The 18,112-nt window shown below is 65.8% G+C and carries 19 protein-coding genes; 5 read left to right on the forward strand and 14 right to left on the reverse strand.

Annotated features, from left to right (window positions below):
• Window positions 1-15: 15 nt before the first annotated feature.
• From ACZ0AV_RS07070 to ACZ0AV_RS07085, 4 genes are all read right to left on the reverse strand, one after another.
• Entirely contained in the window at window positions 16-771 is a 756-nt protein-coding gene (locus ACZ0AV_RS07070; protein WP_499150378.1) for a gamma-glutamyl-gamma-aminobutyrate hydrolase family protein, read from the reverse strand.
• A gap of 51 nt (window positions 772-822) precedes the next feature.
• Window positions 823-2,100: an NAD(P)/FAD-dependent oxidoreductase gene (locus ACZ0AV_RS07075; protein ID WP_499150379.1), complete on the reverse strand. Its 1,278-nt coding sequence runs from the start codon at window positions 2,098-2,100 to the stop codon at window positions 823-825.
• Between the two features lie 174 nt (window positions 2,101-2,274).
• Entirely contained in the window at window positions 2,275-3,768 is a 1,494-nt protein-coding gene (locus ACZ0AV_RS07080) for an aldehyde dehydrogenase (protein ID WP_499150380.1), read from the reverse strand.
• Between the two features lie 13 nt (window positions 3,769-3,781).
• A complete protein-coding gene (locus tag ACZ0AV_RS07085) occupies window positions 3,782-5,164 on the reverse strand; it encodes a glutamine synthetase family protein (protein WP_499150381.1) in 1,383 nt (460 codons plus the stop codon).
• Window positions 5,165-5,318: 154 nt separating this feature from the next.
• Between ACZ0AV_RS07085 and ACZ0AV_RS07090 the strand changes: the two genes are divergently transcribed.
• Entirely contained in the window at window positions 5,319-6,209 is an 891-nt protein-coding gene (locus tag ACZ0AV_RS07090) for a LysR family transcriptional regulator (protein WP_499150382.1), read from the forward strand.
• 221 nt (window positions 6,210-6,430) lie between these two features.
• A complete protein-coding gene (locus ACZ0AV_RS07095) occupies window positions 6,431-7,495 on the forward strand; it encodes an NAD(P)-dependent alcohol dehydrogenase (RefSeq protein WP_499150383.1) in 1,065 nt (354 codons plus the stop codon).
• 134 nt (window positions 7,496-7,629) lie between these two features.
• On the opposite strand, the gene ACZ0AV_RS07100 is transcribed toward ACZ0AV_RS07095, so the two are convergent.
• Window positions 7,630-8,412 (reverse strand): amidohydrolase, encoded by a 783-nt coding sequence (locus ACZ0AV_RS07100; RefSeq protein ID WP_499150384.1) that lies wholly within the window; start codon window positions 8,410-8,412, stop codon window positions 7,630-7,632.
• Between the two features lie 69 nt (window positions 8,413-8,481).
• Window positions 8,482-9,630: a pyridoxal phosphate-dependent aminotransferase gene (locus tag ACZ0AV_RS07105; RefSeq protein ID WP_499150385.1), complete on the reverse strand. Its 1,149-nt coding sequence runs from the start codon at window positions 9,628-9,630 to the stop codon at window positions 8,482-8,484.
• A 97-nt stretch (window positions 9,631-9,727) separates the two neighbouring features.
• Here ACZ0AV_RS07105 and ACZ0AV_RS07110 point away from each other — a divergent pair, with 97 nt between their 5' ends.
• The 3 genes from ACZ0AV_RS07110 to ACZ0AV_RS07120 all read left to right on the forward strand — a co-directional run bounded on the left by ACZ0AV_RS07110 (window position 9,728) and on the right by ACZ0AV_RS07120 (window position 12,249).
• Window positions 9,728-10,615 (forward strand): LysR family transcriptional regulator, encoded by an 888-nt coding sequence (locus ACZ0AV_RS07110; protein ID WP_499150386.1) that lies wholly within the window; start codon window positions 9,728-9,730, stop codon window positions 10,613-10,615.
• Window positions 10,616-10,744: 129 nt separating this feature from the next.
• Complete coding sequence (locus ACZ0AV_RS07115) at window positions 10,745-11,467, forward strand: pirin family protein (protein WP_499150387.1); 723 nt, start codon at window positions 10,745-10,747, stop codon at window positions 11,465-11,467.
• A 278-nt stretch (window positions 11,468-11,745) separates the two neighbouring features.
• Window positions 11,746-12,249 carry a L,D-transpeptidase family protein gene (locus ACZ0AV_RS07120; protein WP_499150388.1) on the forward strand — a complete coding sequence of 168 codons (504 nt, stop codon included), beginning with the start codon at window positions 11,746-11,748 and terminating at the stop codon, window positions 12,247-12,249.
• A 6-nt stretch (window positions 12,250-12,255) separates the two neighbouring features.
• On the opposite strand, the gene ACZ0AV_RS07125 is transcribed toward ACZ0AV_RS07120, so the two are convergent.
• From ACZ0AV_RS07125 to gspF, 8 genes are all read right to left on the reverse strand, one after another.
• Window positions 12,256-12,915 carry a hypothetical protein gene (locus ACZ0AV_RS07125; RefSeq protein ID WP_499150389.1) on the reverse strand — a complete coding sequence of 220 codons (660 nt, stop codon included), beginning with the start codon at window positions 12,913-12,915 and terminating at the stop codon, window positions 12,256-12,258.
• The gene (gspM, locus tag ACZ0AV_RS07130; protein WP_499150390.1) at window positions 12,912-13,298 is read right to left on the reverse strand and encodes a type II secretion system protein GspM; all 387 of its coding nucleotides are present in this window, start codon (window positions 13,296-13,298) and stop codon (window positions 12,912-12,914) included. Before gspM ends, ACZ0AV_RS07125 begins: the two co-directional genes overlap by 4 nt.
• On the reverse strand, window positions 13,295-14,401 hold the full coding sequence (locus tag ACZ0AV_RS07135) for a type II secretion system protein GspL (RefSeq protein WP_499150391.1): 1,107 nt from the start codon (window positions 14,399-14,401) through the stop codon (window positions 13,295-13,297). Before ACZ0AV_RS07135 ends, gspM begins: the two co-directional genes overlap by 4 nt.
• On the reverse strand, window positions 14,398-14,988 hold the full coding sequence (locus tag ACZ0AV_RS07140) for a prepilin-type N-terminal cleavage/methylation domain-containing protein (protein WP_499150392.1): 591 nt from the start codon (window positions 14,986-14,988) through the stop codon (window positions 14,398-14,400). Before ACZ0AV_RS07140 ends, ACZ0AV_RS07135 begins: the two co-directional genes overlap by 4 nt.
• Entirely contained in the window at window positions 14,985-15,350 is a 366-nt protein-coding gene (locus ACZ0AV_RS07145) for a type II secretion system protein (RefSeq protein ID WP_499150393.1), read from the reverse strand. The genes ACZ0AV_RS07140 and ACZ0AV_RS07145 overlap by 4 nt, the downstream gene beginning before the upstream one ends.
• Window positions 15,347-15,826 (reverse strand): prepilin-type N-terminal cleavage/methylation domain-containing protein, encoded by a 480-nt coding sequence (locus ACZ0AV_RS07150; RefSeq protein WP_499150394.1) that lies wholly within the window; start codon window positions 15,824-15,826, stop codon window positions 15,347-15,349. The genes ACZ0AV_RS07145 and ACZ0AV_RS07150 overlap by 4 nt, the downstream gene beginning before the upstream one ends.
• Window positions 15,827-16,459: 633 nt before the next feature.
• On the reverse strand, window positions 16,460-16,894 hold the full coding sequence (gene gspG / locus ACZ0AV_RS07155; RefSeq protein ID WP_499150395.1) for a type II secretion system major pseudopilin GspG: 435 nt from the start codon (window positions 16,892-16,894) through the stop codon (window positions 16,460-16,462).
• A 14-nt stretch (window positions 16,895-16,908) separates the two neighbouring features.
• Window positions 16,909-18,111: a type II secretion system inner membrane protein GspF gene (gene gspF / locus ACZ0AV_RS07160; protein ID WP_499150396.1), complete on the reverse strand. Its 1,203-nt coding sequence runs from the start codon at window positions 18,109-18,111 to the stop codon at window positions 16,909-16,911.
• Between the last annotated feature and the right edge of the window lies 1 nt (window position 18,112).

Below are 18,112 nucleotides of genomic sequence, written 5' to 3' on the forward strand. Positions count from 1 at the left end.
CGGAAAAGCCGCCGGTCACTGGCGCAGGCGACGCTCGGCATAAGCCTGGCAGGCAGCGCGGAAGGCCTGGAACAGCGCCAGCGACTCCGGGTTCTCGGTGAAACGCCACTCCGGGTGCCACTGCACGCCGATCAGGAAACCTGGCGCATCGGGAATCGACACCGCTTCGACCAGGCCATCCGGCGCCAGGGCTTCGACGCGCAGGCGCGGCGCCAGGCGGTCGATGCCCTGGCTGTGCAGGGAGTTGACCTCGAACTGCATCGGCAGGCCGATACGCTCGAACACCCCGCCCGGCTGAACGTTGACCGCGTGCTGCGGCGCGTATTGTTCGGCCACCGAGTCGCGCTGCGGCTCGCGGTGGTCGAGATAGCCCGGCAACTCCTGCACCCGCTGGTGCAGGGTGCCGCCCAGGGTCACGTTGAGCTCCTGGAAGCCGCGGCAGATGCAGAACACCGGCACACCCTTCTCTATCGCCAGGCGCAGGAGCGGCAAGGTGTTGGCGTCACGGCGCGGGTCGTGCTGGGTGCCTTCAAGGCTCGGCGAGCCCTGGTAATGGCGCGGCTCGACATTGGACGGCGAACCGGTGAACAGGATGCCGTCCAGCTGATCGAGCAGCTGATGTGGGTCACTCGGCGTGCTGCGCGCTGGCAACACCAGCGGCAGGCCGGCATGGGCGGCGGCTTCGACGTACTTGTCACCGACGGTGTGCGAATCGTACTTGCCAAGTTGCTGCCGGCAGGCAGTAACGCCGATCAGGGGCATACGGGTCATGGTGTTCTCTCCGGAAAAGCCTGCCGACGGAGCGCGTCGGCAGGCGCAGCATCAGATACCGAGGCGATCGCGCAGTTGGTAATAAACCGCGCCCAGGGCGGTGAACGGCACGCGCAGCAACTGCCCGCCCGGGAACGGGTAATGCGGCAGGCCAGCGAAGGCGTCAAAACGTTCGGCCTGGCCGCGCAATGCCTCGGCCAGCACCTTGCCGGCCAGGTGCGTGTAGGTCACGCCGTGGCCACTGCAGCCCTGGGAGTAGTAGATGTTGTCGCCGATGCGACCGACCTGCGGCAGACGCGACAGGGTCAGCAGGAAGTTGCCGGTCCAGGTGTAATCGATCTTCACGTCCTTGAGCTGCGGGAAGGTCTTGAGCAGCTTGGGGCGGATGATCGCCTCGATGTCTGCCGGGTCGCGGGCACCGTAGACCACGCCGCCACCATAGATCAGGCGCTTGTCGGCGCTGAGGCGGTAGTAGTCGAGCAGGTAGTTGCAGTCCTCCACGCAGTAATCCTGCGGCAACAGGCTATGAGCCAGTTCGTCCGACAGCGGCTCGGTGGTCAGCACCTGCGTGCCGCAGGGCATCGACTTGGCGGCCAGCTCCGGCATGAGCCCGCCCAGGTAGGCGTTGCCGGCCACCACCACGAACTTGGCCTTCACCTGCCCGTTCGGCGTGTGCACCACGGGCTGCGGGCCACGGTCGATACGGGTTGCCGGGCTCTGCTCATAGATCGCGCCGCCCAGGGAAGCCACCGCTGCGGCTTCACCCAGGGCCAGGTTGAGCGGATGGATATGGCCACCGCTCATGTCCAGCATGCCGCCGACGTAGCGGTCGGTACCGACCACTTCGCGGATGCGCCGCTCGTCCATCAGCTCCAGCTGGGTGTGGCCGTAGCGCTCCCACAGCTTCTTCTGGGCTTCCAGGTGGCCCAGCTGCTTGGGGGTGATGGCAGCGAACACGCCACCATCTTTCAGGTCGCACTGGATGTTGTACTTGGCGACCCGCTCACGAATGATGCGCCCGCCTTCGAAGGCCATCTCGCCGAGCAGTTGCGCCTGGCGCGCGCCGACCTGCTTTTCGATGACGTCGATATCGCGGCTGTAGCTGTTGACGATCTGCCCGCCATTGCGCCCCGAAGCGCCGAAACCAACCTTGGCGGCCTCCAGCACGGTCACCCGGAAACCGTTCTCCAGCAGGAACAGCGCGGTGGACAGGCCGGTGTAGCCGGCGCCGATGACGCAGACATCCGTCTCGACTGATTCGCCGAGCGTGGGGTAATCGACCCGCGGGTTGCGCGAGGCGGCGTAGTAACTGTCGACGTGTTGAGTCATGTGAAACTCCTTAACTGCAAAGTTTCCGCCTTGGGACAAACCCTTCGAGACCTCGCGAGCTAGAGCCATGCAAGGCAAAAACAGACGAGGAAGCGGAATGTACTGTCGTACATGAGCATTCCGAGATTGTTTTTAACGCCGCAGGGCCGACGCGCAGCAGGTCGGTTTTTAACCTCAAAGTTTGATCCAGGTGGCCTTCAGCTCGGTGTATTTATCGAAGGCATGCAGCGACTTGTCGCGGCCATTGCCCGATTGCTTGAAGCCGCCGAAGGGCGCGGTCATGTCGCCGCCGTCGTACTGGTTCACCCACACGCTGCCGGCGCGCAGCGCACGGGCGATGCGATGAGCCCGCGAGATGTCACGCGTCCACACGGCAGCAGCCAGGCCATAGGGCGTGTCGTTGGCGATGCGCAACGCTTGCTCATCGCTGTCGAAGGTGATCACTGACAGCACCGGGCCGAAGATCTCTTCCTGGGCGATGCGCATGGCGTTGTCCACACCGTCGAAAATCGTTGGCTGCACGTAGCTGCCGCCGGTTTCCTGCAGCGCACGCTCACCGCCACTGACGATCACCGCGCCTTGCTGGCGACCGGACTCGATGAAACCGAGCACGGTGTCGAGATGGCCGTCGTCGACCAGGGCTCCCACGCGGGTTTCCGGGTCCAATGCATGGCCGGGCTTCCAGCGTTGCAGGGCCTCGACCACCATCGGCAGGAAGCGCTCCTTGATCGAACGCTCGACCAGCAGGCGCGAGCCGGCAACGCACACTTCGCCCTGGTTGAAGGCGATGGCAGCGGCCGCAGCCTCGGCGGCTGCGGCGAGGTCCGGCGCGTCGGCGAAGACGATGTTCGGGCTCTTGCCGCCGGCCTCCAGCCACACGCGTTTCATGTTCGACTCGCCGGCGTAGATCAGCAGTTGCTTGGCGATCCTGGTGGAGCCGGTGAACACGATGGTGTCGACGTCCATATGCAGGGCCAGCGCCTTGCCCACCGTGTGCCCGTAGCCTGGCAGCACATTGAATACACCAGCCGGAATGCCGGCCTGCAGCGCCAGCTGGGCGATGCGGATGGCCGTCAGCGGCGACTTCTCGGACGGTTTGAGAATCACCGAGTTGCCGGTCGCCAGCGCCGGGCCGAGCTTCCAGCAGGCCATCATCAGCGGGAAGTTCCACGGCACGATGGCCGCCACTACACCGACCGCTTCGCGGGTCACCAGGCCGAGCTGGTCACGGGGCGTTGGCGCTACTTCGTCATACAGCTTGTCGATCGCCTCGGCGCTCCAGCGGATGGCATTGGCCGCCGCCGGTACGTCGATGCCCAGCGAATCGCTGATCGGCTTGCCCATGTCGAGGGTTTCCAGTAGCGCCAGCTCTTCGGCATTGGCCAGCAATGCGTCGGCGAAGGCGATCAGCACACGCTTGCGCTGTGCCGGCGCCTGGTGCGCCCAGTCACCCCGCTCGAAAGCGGCGCGGGCAGCCTGGACGGCGAGCTCGGCATCCTCGGCCATGCAACTGGCCACGCGGGCCAGATGCCGACCGTCCACCGGGCTGACGCTGTCGAACGTCCCGCCGCCAACGGCATCGCGGTAAGCACCATCGATAAAGGCACGTGCCTCTATATCCAGGCCACGGTAACGCTGCTCCCAGTCCCGGCGAGTGAGTGTACTCATGTGCGTAACTCCCTCAAACGGTATGCAGGTACCAGTTGTATTCGAGGTCGGAAATGGTGGTTTCGAACTCGTGCATTTCCGCTTCCTTGCAGGCCACGAAGATGTCGATGTACTCCGGGCGGATGTACTTATTCATCACTTCGCTGTCGTCGAGCTGGCGCAGGGCATCACGCAGGTTGTTCGGCAGGCTCTGCTCAAGCTGTTCGTAGGAGTTGCCCTCGATGGGCTCGCCCGGGTCCAGTTGATTGGTCAGGCCGTGGTGAATGCCGGCGAGGATGGAAGCCATCATCAGGTAGGGGTTGGCGTCGGCGCCGGCGACGCGGTGCTCGATGCGGATCGCATCGCTGCTGCCGGTCGGCACGCGTACCGCCACGGTACGGTTGTCCAGGCCCCAGCTCGGTGCGTTGGGCACGTAGAACTGCGCGCCGAAACGGCGGTACGAGTTGACGTTCGGGCACAGGAAGGCCATCGAAGCCGGCATGGTTTCCAGGATGCCGGCGATGGCATGGCGCAGCGGCGCGTGCTGCTCCGGGTCATCGGTGGCGAAGATGTTCTGGCCGGTCTTCTTGTCGAGCAGCGAGATGTGCACGTGCAGGCCGTTGCCCGCCTGGCCCGGGTAGGGCTTGGCCATGAAGGTGGAGTCCATCTCGTGGTCGTAGGCGATGTTCTTGATCAGGCGCTTGAGCAGCACGGCGTAATCGCAGGCCTTGATGGCATCCTCGACGTGGTGCAGGTTGACCTCGAACTGCGCCGGGGCACTTTCCTTGACGATGGCATCGGCCGGCAGGTCCTGCTCCTTGGCGGCTTCGAGCATGTCCTGCAGGCAGTCGACGTATTCGTCGAGGTCATCGATCAGGTAGACCTGGGTGGAGATCGGCCGCTTGCCGGAAATTGGCGAGCGCGGCGGCTGCGGCCGGCCGTTCACGTTTTCCTGGTCGATCAGGTAGAACTCCAGTTCGAAGGCCGCGCAGATGGTCAGGCCCAGCTCGTCGAACTTCTCAACCACCTGGCGCAGCACTTCACGCGGGTCGGCGAAGAACGGCTTGCCGTCCAGCTCGTGCATGGTCATCAGCAGTTGCGCGGTCGGGCGCTTCTGCCAGGGCTCTTTGCACAGGGTGTCGGGGATCGGGTAGCAGATGCGGTCCGAGTCGCCGATATCCAGGCCCAGGCCGGTACTTTCCACCGTCGAGCCGTTGATATCCAGGGCGAACAGCGAAGCCGGCAGGTTGATGCCTTTCTCGTACACTTTATGCAGGCTGGCGCGTTCGACACGCTTGCCGCGCACGATGCCATTCATGTCGGTGATCAGCAGGTCGACGTACTGGATCTCCGGGTGATCCTTGAGAAAGGTGTTCGCCTCATTGAGCTGGACGACACGGGGGGTTACCGAAGTCATGGACATCATTCCTTTTGGTTCGGCGCGCCCGCGGAAGACATCTCACGAGCCTGGCGCCTCATTATTCTGGGTATCCGCAAGCGGATTTGATTCAAGGCAACGCCCTGAGTATAAGTGGGCGCATACGCAACCGATACTGGCATTCAGACAATTCATGATTGCATCGACGCAATATCAGATCAGCCATGCCGACCTCGCCCTGGTCCTTGCGCTGGTGCGTGGGCGCTCCCTGGCCAGAGCCGCCGAACAGCTGCACGTGGACGTCTCCACGGTGTTCCGGGCCATTCGCAAGCTGGAGGCCAGCCTGGGCGTCGCGTTGTTCGAAAAAAGCCGCCGCGGCTACATGCCGACCCAGAGCGCCCAGGCCCTGGCCGAGCAGGCCGAGCGTGCGGAGCAGGCCCTGGATGCCGCGCGTATCGCCTTGCAGCATGGCGAGAAGGTCATCAGCGGGACCGTGCGCCTGACGTGCACCGATGCGGTGCTGCAGAACCTGCTACTGCCCAGCCTGGCCGAGCTGATGCCGCGTTACCCGGCACTGTCGCTGGAGCTGGCCACTACCAACACCTTCGCCAACCTCAGCCGCCGGGATGCCGACATCGCCCTGCGCCTATCCAACGCCCCACCCGACCATCTGGTGGGCCGCCACCTGGGACACACCGCCTATTACATCTGCGGCCGCCCCGAGCATCGCGAGCTGTTCACCCAGGCACCGATGTCGGTGCCGTGGATCGCCCCTGACGACTCGATGCCCGACCACATCACCGTGGCCTGGCGGCACCAGGTCTACCCCAGCCTGGTGCCTCGCTATCGCTGCAGCAGCATGTCGGCGGTGGCCACGCTGGTGCAGGCCGGCCTGGGCATCGCGGCCCTGCCCGACTTCATGGCCCGCAGCCTCGAAGGCGTTGCGCGCTTGAGTGACGCGCTGGCCGATTGCGACACCGACTTCTGGCTGCTGACCCGCCCCGACTGCCTGGCCCTGCGCTCGGTTCAGACATTGTTCGACCAGCTCACTCCGCTGCTGCGCGCACGCCTGAATACACGCTGAGCCAGCGGCGCCACTTGCCGCAGGCACCGGCGCAGAGCCCTGCCGGGCAGACAACGGGCGGAACGCGGGAACCATCTGCCTGCCGGCGCCTTCTTAAAACATCACAGAGGATCAGGACAGACAGCGACAGGATTGTGCAATCGGTCCACCTGGCCCCTGAACTACCCTGAACCACCTAGTCGCGGCCCTCCTCGCCGCGTTTCACACGACAGGAATTGCCCATGACCACCATTCTCGGCTATGCCGCCCAGGGCGCCAGCACACCTCTCGCGCCCCACCGCTTCCAGCGCCGCGCCGTCGGTGCCAATGACGTGCAGATCGACATTCTTTACTGTGGCGTCTGCCACTCCGACCTGCACACCGCGCGCAACGAATGGAAAAACACCCTCTATCCGTCGGTACCGGGCCACGAGATCGTCGGCAAGGTCACCGCAGTAGGCAGTGACGTGACCGGCTTCAAGGTCGGTGACCTGGCCGGCGTCGGCTGCATGGTCGACAGCTGCCAGAGCTGCCCTTCCTGCTCCGAGGGGCTGGAGCAGTACTGCGAGAACGGCTTCACCGGCACCTACAACGGCCCGGTATTCGGTGGCGAAAACACCTTTGGCGGCTACTCCGACAACATCGTCGTCGACCAGAAATTCGTCCTGCGCATCAGCCACACCGACAACCTGGCCGCCGTCGCACCGCTGCTCTGCGCGGGTATCACCACCTATTCGCCACTGCGCCAGTGGAACGTGCAACCGGGCGACAAGGTGGGTGTGGTCGGCCTCGGCGGCCTTGGCCACATGGCCGTGAAGATCGCCGCAGCCATGGGCGCCCATGTGGTGTTGTTCACCACCTCGCCGAACAAGCGCGAAGACGCGCTGCGCCTCGGCGCTGCCGAAGTGGTGGTGTCGAAGAACGCCGACGAGATGGCCGCGCATGCCAGCAGCTTCGACTTCATCCTCAATACCGTCGCCGCGCCGCACAACCTGGACGCCTTCCTCGGCCTGCTCAAGCGCGACGCGACCATGACCCTGGTCGGCGCACCGGATTCACCGCACCCGTCGCCGGAAGTCTTCAGCCTGATCTTCAAGCGCCGCCGCCTGGCCGGCTCGCTGATCGGCGGCATCGCCGAGACGCAGGAGATGCTCGACTTCTGCGCCGAGCATGGCATCGTCTCCGACATCGAACTGATCGACATCCAGAACATCAACGAAGCCTTTGAGCGCATGCTCAAGAGCGACGTGAAATACCGCTTCGTGATCGACATGGCCTCCCTGGCCAAGGATCAGCACGCAGCCTGACCCCAGGCAACTCCCCCTCCAGCGGCCCGGCTTCGCCCTTGCGATCCGGGCCGCTGGCGTTTTATCGATGCCCCCGCGCGCGCGACCTGCCGCGCCTGTGCGGGTAGCGCCCACGGGGCGCCTGCCCAGCCAGGTCAGCCCAATGCGAACGGATCGGCATCCTGGTGCGCCGGGAAGCGCTCGCGGTAGGCGGCCAGAGCGCGGCGATCGAGCCGCTGATGGAACACGCCGGCCTGGTCATGGGCATCGAGCAGGCTGTCGCCACGAAAATCCAGCACCTGGGAATCACCGCTGTAGGGGTGGCCTGTGCCGTCCACACCGATGCGGTTCACCGCTGCCACGTAGCACAGGTTCTCGATCGCCCGGGCCGGCAGTAGCCGGTTCCAGTGCGCACGTCGCGCGGCCGGCCAGTTGGCGGTGTAGAGCAGCAGGTCGGTGCCCTGCGGATCGCGACTCCAGACCGGGAAACGCAGGTCGTAGCAGATCAGCGGGCGCACCCGCCAGCCCTTGACCTCGAACACCTCCTGCCGCTCACCGGCGGCGTAGTGTTCGTGCTCCCCGGCCATGCGGAACAGGTGGCGTTTGTCGTAATGCGCCACGGAACCATCCGGCCGCGCCCACAACAGGCGATTGCGATAACGGCCATCGGCGGCCTGGATGATCAGGCTGCCGGTGATCACCGCGCCGATGCGCTGTGCCTGCTCGCTGAGCCAAAGGCTGGTGGGGCCGCCTTCCGGCTCGGCCAACTCGGCCGACTGCATGGAAAACCCGGTGCTGAACATCTCCGGCAGAATCACCAGATCGGCGCCCGCGGCCTGCTGCAGCTGCGTCTCGAAGTGGCTGCGGTTGGCCGCCGGGTCGTGCCAGGCGAGGTCACTCTGGATCAACGCCAGTTCGAGGTGGTCTTGTTTGCTCATGGATAGCCCTCCGTGATGTCGCATGCCAAGCGGTGGACAACGCTTCGCGGTTGTCCACCCTGCAAGGCGCTAGATGGCGCTGAGTTTTTCCGCGGCCTGACGCAGGGTGTCCTCGCGCTTGGCGAAGCAGAAACGCAGCAGACGCTGGGCGGGGTCCGGCCGCTCGCTGAATACCGACACCGGAATCGCCGCCACGCCGTGCTCGCGGGTCAGCCACTGAGCCATCGCCACGTCATCCAGATCGGGGCGGATGGCCGAATAGTCGGCCAGCTGGAAATAGGTGCCCGGCGTGCGACTGAAGGTCAAGCGCGAGCCCGCCAGCAGGTCGCAGAACAGGTCGCGCTTGGCCTGGTAGAAGCCGGGCAGTTCGTCGACATGTTCGGGGCAGGCGGCCATGAAATCGGCCAGTGCGCACTGCAGCGGCGTCACCCCACAGAAGCTGACGTACTGGTGCACCTTGCGCAGCTCGGCGCTCAGCGCGGGTGGCGCCACCACATAGCCGGTCTTCCAGCCGGTAACGTGGTAGGTCTTGCCGAACGAGCTGACCACGAAGGCACGCGCGTACAGCTCGTCGTGGGCCAGCACGCTGGCGTGCTGGCGGCCATCGAACACCAGATGCTCGTAGACCTCGTCGCTGATCAGGTAAATGTCACGGTCGCGGATCAACCCAGCCAGGCGATCCAGTTCGTCAGGGCCAATCAGCGAACCACTGGGATTGTGCGGCGTGTTGAGGACGATCAGCCGGGTACGCGGGCTGAGCGCCGCCTCCAGGCGCTGCCAGTCGATGGCGAAATCGCCACTGGCCAGAGGCACGTGGACGCAGCGCCCACCGGCCAGGGTCACGCTCGGATCGTAGCTGTCGTAACAGGGGTCGAAGACGATTGCTTCGTCGCCAGGATGGATCACCGCCTGAATCGCGCAGAAGATCGCCTGGGTGGCGCCTGGCGTAACGGTCACCTCGCTGTCGGCACTCACGTTCCGGCCGTAAAGCCGCTCGATCTTCAGCGCGATCTGCTCACGCAGCGCCGGCAGGCCGCTCATCGGTGCGTACTGGTTGTGCCCCGCTGCCACGTGCCGCGCCAGCGCTTCGCGCAGGCCTTCAGGGCCATCGAAATCGGGGAAACCCTGGGACAGGTTGATGGCGCCCGCCTGCGCGGCGAGGTGTGACATGGTGGTGAAGATGGTGGTACCGACGGAGGGCAGCTTGCTGGTGAACATCGAGGCGTCCTGGGCAGTCGAGGCAGACCCCGAGGATAGCCGATGGCGCGAAGCCCACGCACCCGGTAATAATCACCGGCCAACCGATGAGAAGCCCATGAACGTCGAAGACCTGCGCCTGTTCGTCACCACCCTGGACGCGGGCAGTTTCACCGCTGCCGCCGATACCCTCGGGGTGACCAAGCAGTACGTCAGCCGCCGCGTCGCCGCCCTGGAAGCGCTGCTCGGCGTGCGCCTGCTCAACCGTACCACGCGCCGCCTGCAGGCCACCGAGCTGGGCCTGCTGCTGTACGACAAGGCCACCACCATTCTCGCCGACCTTCGCGATGCCCAGGAACTGGTCTCGGCCCAGGGCGCTTCCCTGCGCGGCACCCTGCGAGTCAGCGCGCCGATGACCTTCGCCACGCTGCACCTGAGCCACCTGCTGCCGTTGTTCATGCAGCAGCACCCGCACATCAACCTGGAGATCGACCTCAACGACCGCGCCGTCGACCTGCTCGCCGACGGCTACGACATGTCGATCCGCATCGGCACCCTGGAAGACTCCAGCCTGATCGCCAAGCGCCTGAGCGACATGCAGACCATTCTCTGCGCCAGCCCCGCTTACCTGAAGGAGCACGGCACGCCCGCCGATCTCGCCGCGCTGCAGCAACATGCCTGCCTGCTCTACGGCCACAGCCGGCATGTCGAATGGCGCCTGCGTGACCAGGGCAAGGCCCGCAACCTGACCATGCGTGGTCAGCTGCGCGCCAACAATGGCGAGTTGATCCGCGATGCCGCCATCGCCGGCATGGGCATCGCCTACCTGCCCACCTTCATCGTTGGCCAGGCCCTGGAGAGCGGCGCGCTGGTGCCGATCCTCCACAGCCATTGGCCGGCGCCGGCCGCGGTGTACGCGGTGTATCCGCAGCACCGGCAATCCGCCCGTGCGGTGCAGGTGTTTTCGGATTTCATCAAGGACCACGTCCAGCACATGGGCCGTTGAATCCTGGCTACAGTCAACCTAAATGAGACAATAAGTCCATTTTCAGCCGGTTAATCAATCCATGGATAGTCAGTAGACTCACCTCCATGCCGCCGACTCAGGCAGCGACCATCAACAGGAGGATTCATCATGCTGGCTATCCGTAAATCGACCGATCGTGGCCACGCCAACCATGGCTGGCTCAATTCCTTTCACACCTTCTCGTTCGCCAGTTACAACAACCCGAAAGAGCGCGGCTTCTCCGACCTGCTGGTGATCAACGACGATACCGTGACCGCCGGCCAGGGTTTTGGCGAACACCCGCACCGCAACATGGAGATTTTCTCCTATGTGCTGCAAGGCGCGCTGGAACACAAGGACAGCCTGGGCACCGGCTCGGTGATCCGCCCCGGCGACGTGCAGTTGATGAGCGCCGGCAGTGGTGTGTCGCACAGCGAGTTCAACCACTCGCGCAGCGAATCGGTGCACTTTCTGCAGATCTGGATCGTGCCGAGCGAGCGTCAGGCCGAGCCGCGCTACCAGCAGGAGCACTTCAGCGAGGCGCAGAAACGCGGCCGCCTGCAGCTGATCATCTCGCCGGATGGCGCTGATGGTTCGCTGAGCGTACGGCAGAATGCGCGGGTGTACGCCGGGCTGTTCGACGCTGACGAGCAGGCTCATCTGCAACTGGACGACAACCGCTACGCCTACGTTCATGTGGCCCGCGGCAGCGTTCAGCTCAACGGCGAGCAGTTGCAGGCCGGTGACGGCGTAAGGCTGCGCGACGTGCGCGAGCTGCACCTGAGCCATGGCCAGCAGGCCGAAGTGCTGGTGTTCGACCTGCGCCCCAACGAACTGCCGTCGCTTTCCTGATAGGTACGGCGTTGAGCGCAGCGATACCCGGGATTGACCGCTCAGGTATCGCTGCTGGTTTTTCGTAGCCTGTCGCTGAGCGAAGCGATGCGCAGGGAGCGGTGTTCAGCCTTGCCGGCTCGGGCAGAGCGGGTGCCGCTTCCTGGGTTTCGCTACGCTCTACGCCAGGCTACCCGGCAATTCGATGCACGGGCCACCAGCCTCTAGGCGCCTCACTGCCCCAGCCTTTAGAATGAGCCTCCGCCGCCCGCCGGCCATCTGCTCAGTCGAAAATCCCCATGCGCTGGTTGCTCGCCTTCACGCTCTTCTCATTGGCCCTGGCCGGGCATGCCGCCACTGCGCCCACCGCTCCCGTGGCGACCGTCGACAAGGTATTGGTGGAGAAATCCCAGCGCCGGCTGCAACTGATCAGCCAGGGCAAGACGCTCAAGTCGTATCGCATCTCCCTGGGCAAGCAGCCGCTCGGCGCCAAGCTGCGCGAGGGCGACCTGCGCACGCCGGAAGGCTTCTACTGGATCGACTGGCGTCGCAAGAGCGAGAAGTACAACCTGTCCATGCACATTTCCTACCCCAACGCCCGTGACCAGGCACAGGCCAAGGCCGCGGGCGTGAAACCGGGTAGCATGATCATGATCCACGGCACGCCGCTGGACGACGAATACCCCGAGTGGTTCTTCCACACCCTGGACTGGACCGAAGGCTGCATTGCCATGAAGAACGCCGACATGCGTGAGGTCTGGACACTGGTGAAAGACGGCACGCTGATCGAGATCCGTCCCTGAGGCGATCTACCAGCGAATGCTTCGCGCCACCTCGCTACTGCCCGGTGCCAGCCATTGCGCACTGACCAGGACCGGCTGCAGTGCCGCGCCGGGTTCGACTCGCCCCGTCAGGCGGGCTTGCCGGGTGAGCAGATCGGCCGCCAGGTCGGCCTGATGCTGCCCAGCCAGGCTCAACTGCCCCGCCAATTTCCAGCCGGCGCGGCAATCGAGCGCCAGACGCGCCTGCCCCAGATCCAACTGCCAGGGCGCCAGCAGCGCCAAGCCATCGGCCTGTAAATGGCCGTCGGCTGACAGGCAGCGTGACCCAGTGCCCTTCAATTCGATAGTGCCCTGCCACCGCCCTGCAAGACGGTACCCGGTGACCAGGGTCTGCGGGTCGTCTGCCGGCTGCAGCGAGGCCCGCCAGGCCCAGGGCCAGCCCGACACCTGCAGTTGCCAGCGCTGCCCCTGATAACCGGCACTCGCCTGCGCCCGTAGCTGCCAGGGCTGCCACCGCCAGTGCAGCGGGCCGAGATCACCCAGGCGTTCGGCCTGCCCATGCCAGAGGCTGCCGCTGATGCCGGCCAGCGGCACCGGCAGTGGCGCCAACGCCCACCGGGCGGGTAACTCGACCAGCAGGGTGATGGTGAACACCAGCAGCGCCCACAGCCAGCGATGCCGCGTCATCGCTGCAGCACCAGTTCGAACTGCAGCGCCGACTCGTCGCGCTGCAGCCCCCAGCGCAGCGGTTGGGCACCGTCGCGTTGCAATTGCAGGAGCCAGTCCTGCAATTGCCCGGCATCTTTCAGGCGCCCGCGCAACAACCACTCCTCGCTGCCGGGCTCCAGGGTTTCGAGGGGAATGCCGTGCGCCCTGGCAGCCTGCTGCAGGTCGTCGGCGGTCAGTGCCCTGTCGGCTCGCAGGGCCTGGGCCGACTGCGCCAGCGCCTGCCACTGGCCGAACGCCTGCCAGCGCTGCTGGCCTTCACGCCAGGCCAGCAGCGCCAGCAACACGGCGATGACCAGGGCCGCCAGTAGCCGCACGCTGCGGCGCCCGAGATGCAGGTTCATGATGCGGCTCCAAGATCGAAGGTCAGATTGAGCTCGTCGCTTTCCTCGCTCACCTGCACCGCCACGCCTATGGCGCTGGCCATCGCCTGCCAGGGTGAATCGTCGATGACCTCATGCCCTTGCAGACGCAGCGTCCAACGCTGGCCGTCGAAGTGGGCAGCGCTCAATTGCCAGCTACCGTTGGCGCGCAGCCAGCCATCGATTTCGGCCTGCAGGTGCTCCAGTTGCCGCAGGCGAAGCTGTCGTTCATCTGCCCCCTGACGTTGCTGCTTCAACCGTTGTGCAGCTTCACGGACGGAAGCGACTGGCCCGACCACTGCTTCCACCTGAGTTCGATAGATGCCCTGCTGCCGCCACTGCTGGCTGGACCACAGGCCAACCCAGAGCACGGCCAGGGCCAGACAGGCAGCAGGCAGGCGCCATAGACCCGGGCTCCTCTGCCGGGCCTGGCGTTTGGCGCGGCGCCGCTCGAACAGAGTCGGCAGGCCATCCAGCGCGGCGAAGCGCTCAGGCCAAGCCCCCTCGAGCGCCTGCATCTCGAGTTCGCCCCACATACCGGCGGGTGCTGCTGCCTGAAGCTCGCCGGGCCAGGCCAGCCAGTGCTGGCGCGCCTGCGCACTGCTACCCACGAACAGGCTCAACCGCGCGTCCCGCTGCCAGCACCATGCCGTGCCGGCAGCGGGTACCGGCAGCAGTTGGAACTCCGCCCAGCAGCGCTGCACGTCGAGCTGCCACGCTGCACACTGGTCCAGCCAGCCATCCAGCAGCGCCTGGTCGGTGCAGACCAGTTGCAGGTAGCCGGGCTCACGGGCCAGGCAGCCACAGGCCAGGCCCTGGGCCCCCTGCAGCAGGCGATCCTCGAGCAACAGCGGCCACTCGTGACGCTTCAGCCCCGGCGGGGCCGGCACCTGGAAGTGACTGCAATGCTCGCCCGGCAACACCAGCGCCACCCGCGCAGCGGCCACAGGCGGTGGCGCTCCCGTGCCAGATGCCTGCACACCTCCCCCTTCCACGCGTGCCCATTGCCAGCTCTCGGCATGCGTACCGGGGCGCACCAACAGCCAGGGGCGCGGCGCGGCGCGGCCCCAGCGCTCAAGCTTCATGAACGGCCCCAAGGCAGGGCGAACGTACACACATAGGGTGCTCCATGGCGCTGAAACGTCAGGCGCACGCCCCTGTCCGGGCGCAACCTGTCCGTCGATGGCCAAGCCAGCCAGCGGCTGTCCTGGCGAAAGTTGAAACTCACCGATTCCACTTGTTCCAGTTGCTCGCGCAGAGTCCAGACCGGTGCGCCAGCGGCGTACAGGTCAGCGGAGGTATGCAACAGCAGGCGCTGGCTGCGGCGGTCGTAGGTCAGGCGCTGGCGCTGCAAGCGGGCGCCGCCTTCGGCGCTCGGCCAGGCGCCAAGCGCCACCCACTGCAGTTGCAGCGCGTCGGGCTTCCAGTCCAGCCAGTTCAGGTTCAGCGGCAGACGCTGCTCGTGCAGCTGGCGCAGCACGGTGGTGTCGAAACGTCGCTCCAGCGCCAGACAGAAGTCCAGCACCGGCATGCCTGGCGAGCCCTGTGACAGGCGCTCACGAACGTTGATCCAGCCGTTGACCAGGGCTGCCAGCAGCACGCCGAGCAAGGCGGTCAGCGCCAGGGCCACCAGCAGTTCCACCAGGCTCAGGCCACCCTGCCTGCTCATCACGGGCGCACCAGAAACAGCTGATACGCGCCCAGTGGCTCGCGGCGATCGGGGTCGCCGAACAGGCTCAGTTCAGCGCGGCGCAGATCTCGCACGCCTGTGCCCCGCACCAGCAGCTGCCAGTGGCAGTCGGCATGGCCCTGGGCAAGAACCCCCGTCAGGCTGTTCTGCGCAGGCCACAGCTGCTCGACCGCAAAACGCGCTTCCAGCTCCCGGGCGCACAGCGCGCCCAGTTGGTGCTGCTGAACGCTCTGCTGCACGGCCAGGCGCTGGCGCAGCACCTGGCTGGTCATCACCGCCAGGGTGGCGGCGATACCCAGGGCGACCGTTACTTCAAGAAGGGTGAAACCCCGCTGGCGCTTCATGGCAGCGACGTCCGCTGCAGGCGCCCTGCGCCTTCCCATTGCCACTGTTCAGCGCCTTGTGGCCAGCGCCAGCGCATGGGCCGAGCGGTGCCCATGCCGTTCGGCGTGAACACCAGCCGCGGCTCTCCGGCTGCCGGCCAGTCGGGCTTCAGCACCGCCGGCCACTCGCCCAGCGCTACCGGCTCGACCTGCCAGCGCAGCCCATCGCCCTCGCGCACCTGGCGCACGAACTGCGGGCGCTGGCCATTCCAGCGCAGCCCATGAATCTGCCCGGTATGCAGCGCCAGTTCGCCCTGGGCGCGGCTGGCCGCAGCAAGGCGCTCCAGCGCCTGCTGCGCCGGCGCCTGGCCGCTGTCGAGCCAGGCCACGCTGAGGCTGGTCAGCAGGCCGGCGATGAACAGCACCACCAGCAGCTCCAGCAGGCTGAACCCGCGCTGCGCAGACGCAGGGTGGATAACACGCCTTTCATCCAGCATGGCAAAAGCCACGTAGGGTAGACCGGGGCGCGTAGCCGACGCTTTACCCGTCCACCGCTTACGATCGCAATGGTGGACAAAAAGAGCGTTGTCCACCCTACGTACCTGCGCAGACGCAGGGTGGCTGGCACGCCTTTCATCCAGCATGGCAACAGCCATGTACGGTGGACCGGGGCGCGTAGCCGACGCTTTACCCGTCCACCGCTTACGATCGCAATGGTGGACAAAAAGAGCGTTGTCCACCCTACGTACCTGCGCAGACGCAGGGTGGCTGGCACGCCTTTCATCCAGCATGGCAACGGCCATGTACGGTAGATCGGGGCGCGTAGCCGACGCTTTACCCGTCCACCGCTTACGATCGCAATGGTGGACAAAAAGAGCGTTGTCCACCCTACGTACCTGCGCAGACGCAGGATGGATGACATGCCTTTCATCCGGCATGGCAACAGCCATGTACGGTAGATCGGGGCGCGTAGCCGACGCTTTACCCGTCCACCGCTTACGATCGCAATGGTGGACAAAAAGAGCGTTGTCCACCCTACGTACCGTGATCGTGATGGTGGGCACGTACAGCGCTGTAAACCCTACGTACGCTTGCGCCACCTCGCTGTCATTCCGGTTCATGGCCGCGTCTCAAAGCTCCCAGTTGCCCAGGTCGGCATCGATGCCCTCGCCGCCCTCCAGGCCGTCGGCGCCCAGCGAGTAGATATCGACCCGGCCATGCTCGCCGGGGCTGCGGTACTGGTAGGGCTTGCCCCAGGGGTCCTGTGGCAGGCGGCGGATGTAGCCGTCGGCGCGCCAGGCGCGCGGCAGCGGTTCGACGCTCGGCTTGGTGACCAGCGCCGTCAGCCCCTGCTCGTTGCTGGGGAAGCGCAGGTTGTCGAGGCGGTACATGTCCAGGGCCTGCTCGAAGGTCGACAGGTCGGCCATCACCTTCTGCTTCATGGCCTTGTCCTGGCTGCCCAGCACGCTGGGCGCGACCACGGCGATCAAGAGCCCCATGATGAAAATCACCACCATGATTTCCATCAGGGTGAAGCCCCGTTGAGTGAAACGATTGCTGCGCATGATGGCTCTCCTCATCACAGTGTCAGGCCCTGATTGAGCTGCATGATGGGCAGCAGCACGGCCATTACGATGAACAGCACCACGCCGCCCATCACCAGAATCATCAGCGGTTCGAACAGCGCCATGGCGGTGTCCACCTGGCGGGCGAAGCCTCGCTCCTGGTTGTCCGCCACGCGTTCGAGCATGTCCGGCAGGGTGCCGCTGGCTTCACCACTGGCGACCATGTTCAGCAGCAGCGGCGGGAAGTGCCCGCTGGCTTCCAGCGCACGGTGCAGACTGACGCCGCCCTTCACCTCGCTGCTGACGCGTTCCAGCGCCAGGCGGATGCGCCGGTTGTTGACCGTGGCAGTCGCCACCTGCAGGGCTTCGAGCAACGGCACGCCACTGCCGGCGAGAATCGCCAGGCTGCGCGACAGCCGTGCGCTCTCCAGTACCTGCAGGAGCACACCGACCTGGGGCAAGCGCAGCAGCAAATCGTCACGGCGCAGACACCAGTGCGGCTTGCGCAGCAGCAGATGGCCGACCAGGGTCGCCAGCAGCGCTGCGCCAAGCAGCCAGGGGCCGAGTAGCACCAGCGCATTGCTGATGCCGATCAACAGCGTGGTGATCCACGGCAGACTCTGCCCGGCGTGGGCGAACTGCTCGGTGAGCTTGGGCACCACGAAGGTCATCAGGCCGATCACCACGGCCAGGGAGACGCCCATCAGCACCGCCGGATAGATAAGCGCGGTGCGCGCCTTGTGCTGTTGCCGCTGCACCTGTTCCAGGTGCTCGGCCAGGCGTTCGAGCACCTGGGCCAGGCGCCCGGAACGTTCACCGGCCTCGACCAGCGCGCAATACAGGGTCGAGAACACACCGCCCTGGCGGGCCAGGCTGCGAGCCAGGCCAACGCCTTCGGCGAGGGAGCCGCGTACCGCCACCAGCAGGCTGCGCAGGGCCGGCTGGACCAGTTGCCTTTCCAGAGTGCCCAGGGCGTCGACCAGCGGAATGCCGGCGCCGGTGAGGGTTGCCAGTTGCCGGGTCAGCTCGCACAACTGCGCGCGGCTGACCCGCAGACGACGCGGCTGGCGGCTGTGTGAGTCATGGCGATGCAGCTCACGGGCGAACAGCCCGTTCTCGCGCAGCAACTGCCGGGCGTGGCGCTCGCTGTCCGCCTGCAGGCTGGCCTTGTGCGGTTTTCCGGCCAGGTCGATGGCCTGGTAGCGATAGGTCGGCATA

It is taken from the genome of Pseudomonas sp. AC532 (genome assembly GCF_979258965.1).

Bases quoted from the DNA above. Each gene is read 5' to 3' on its own strand.
- ACZ0AV_RS07070 (WP_499150378.1), bottom strand. From the start codon at position 771: ATGACCCGTATGCCCCTGATCGGCGTTACTGCCTGCCGGCAGCAACTT.
- ACZ0AV_RS07075 (WP_499150379.1), bottom strand. From the start codon at position 2,100: ATGACTCAACACGTCGACAGTTACTACGCCGCCTCGCGCAACCCGCGG.
- ACZ0AV_RS07080 (WP_499150380.1), bottom strand. From the start codon at position 3,768: ATGAGTACACTCACTCGCCGGGACTGGGAGCAGCGTTACCGTGGCCTG.
- ACZ0AV_RS07085 (WP_499150381.1), bottom strand. From the start codon at position 5,164: ATGACTTCGGTAACCCCCCGTGTCGTCCAGCTCAATGAGGCGAACACC.
- ACZ0AV_RS07090 (WP_499150382.1), top strand. From the start codon at position 5,319: ATGATTGCATCGACGCAATATCAGATCAGCCATGCCGACCTCGCCCTG.
- ACZ0AV_RS07095 (WP_499150383.1), top strand. From the start codon at position 6,431: ATGACCACCATTCTCGGCTATGCCGCCCAGGGCGCCAGCACACCTCTC.
- ACZ0AV_RS07100 (WP_499150384.1), bottom strand. From the start codon at position 8,412: ATGAGCAAACAAGACCACCTCGAACTGGCGTTGATCCAGAGTGACCTC.
- ACZ0AV_RS07105 (WP_499150385.1), bottom strand. From the start codon at position 9,630: ATGTTCACCAGCAAGCTGCCCTCCGTCGGTACCACCATCTTCACCACC.
- ACZ0AV_RS07110 (WP_499150386.1), top strand. From the start codon at position 9,728: ATGAACGTCGAAGACCTGCGCCTGTTCGTCACCACCCTGGACGCGGGC.
- ACZ0AV_RS07115 (WP_499150387.1), top strand. From the start codon at position 10,745: ATGCTGGCTATCCGTAAATCGACCGATCGTGGCCACGCCAACCATGGC.
- ACZ0AV_RS07120 (WP_499150388.1), top strand. From the start codon at position 11,746: ATGCGCTGGTTGCTCGCCTTCACGCTCTTCTCATTGGCCCTGGCCGGG.
- ACZ0AV_RS07125 (WP_499150389.1), bottom strand. From the start codon at position 12,915: ATGACGCGGCATCGCTGGCTGTGGGCGCTGCTGGTGTTCACCATCACC.
- gspM (WP_499150390.1), bottom strand. From the start codon at position 13,298: ATGAACCTGCATCTCGGGCGCCGCAGCGTGCGGCTACTGGCGGCCCTG.
- ACZ0AV_RS07135 (WP_499150391.1), bottom strand. From the start codon at position 14,401: ATGAAGCTTGAGCGCTGGGGCCGCGCCGCGCCGCGCCCCTGGCTGTTG.
- ACZ0AV_RS07145 (WP_499150393.1), bottom strand. From the start codon at position 15,350: ATGAAGCGCCAGCGGGGTTTCACCCTTCTTGAAGTAACGGTCGCCCTG.
- ACZ0AV_RS07150 (WP_499150394.1), bottom strand. From the start codon at position 15,826: ATGCTGGATGAAAGGCGTGTTATCCACCCTGCGTCTGCGCAGCGCGGG.
- gspG (WP_499150395.1), bottom strand. From the start codon at position 16,894: ATGCGCAGCAATCGTTTCACTCAACGGGGCTTCACCCTGATGGAAATC.
- gspF (WP_499150396.1), bottom strand. From the start codon at position 18,111: ATGCCGACCTATCGCTACCAGGCCATCGACCTGGCCGGAAAACCGCAC.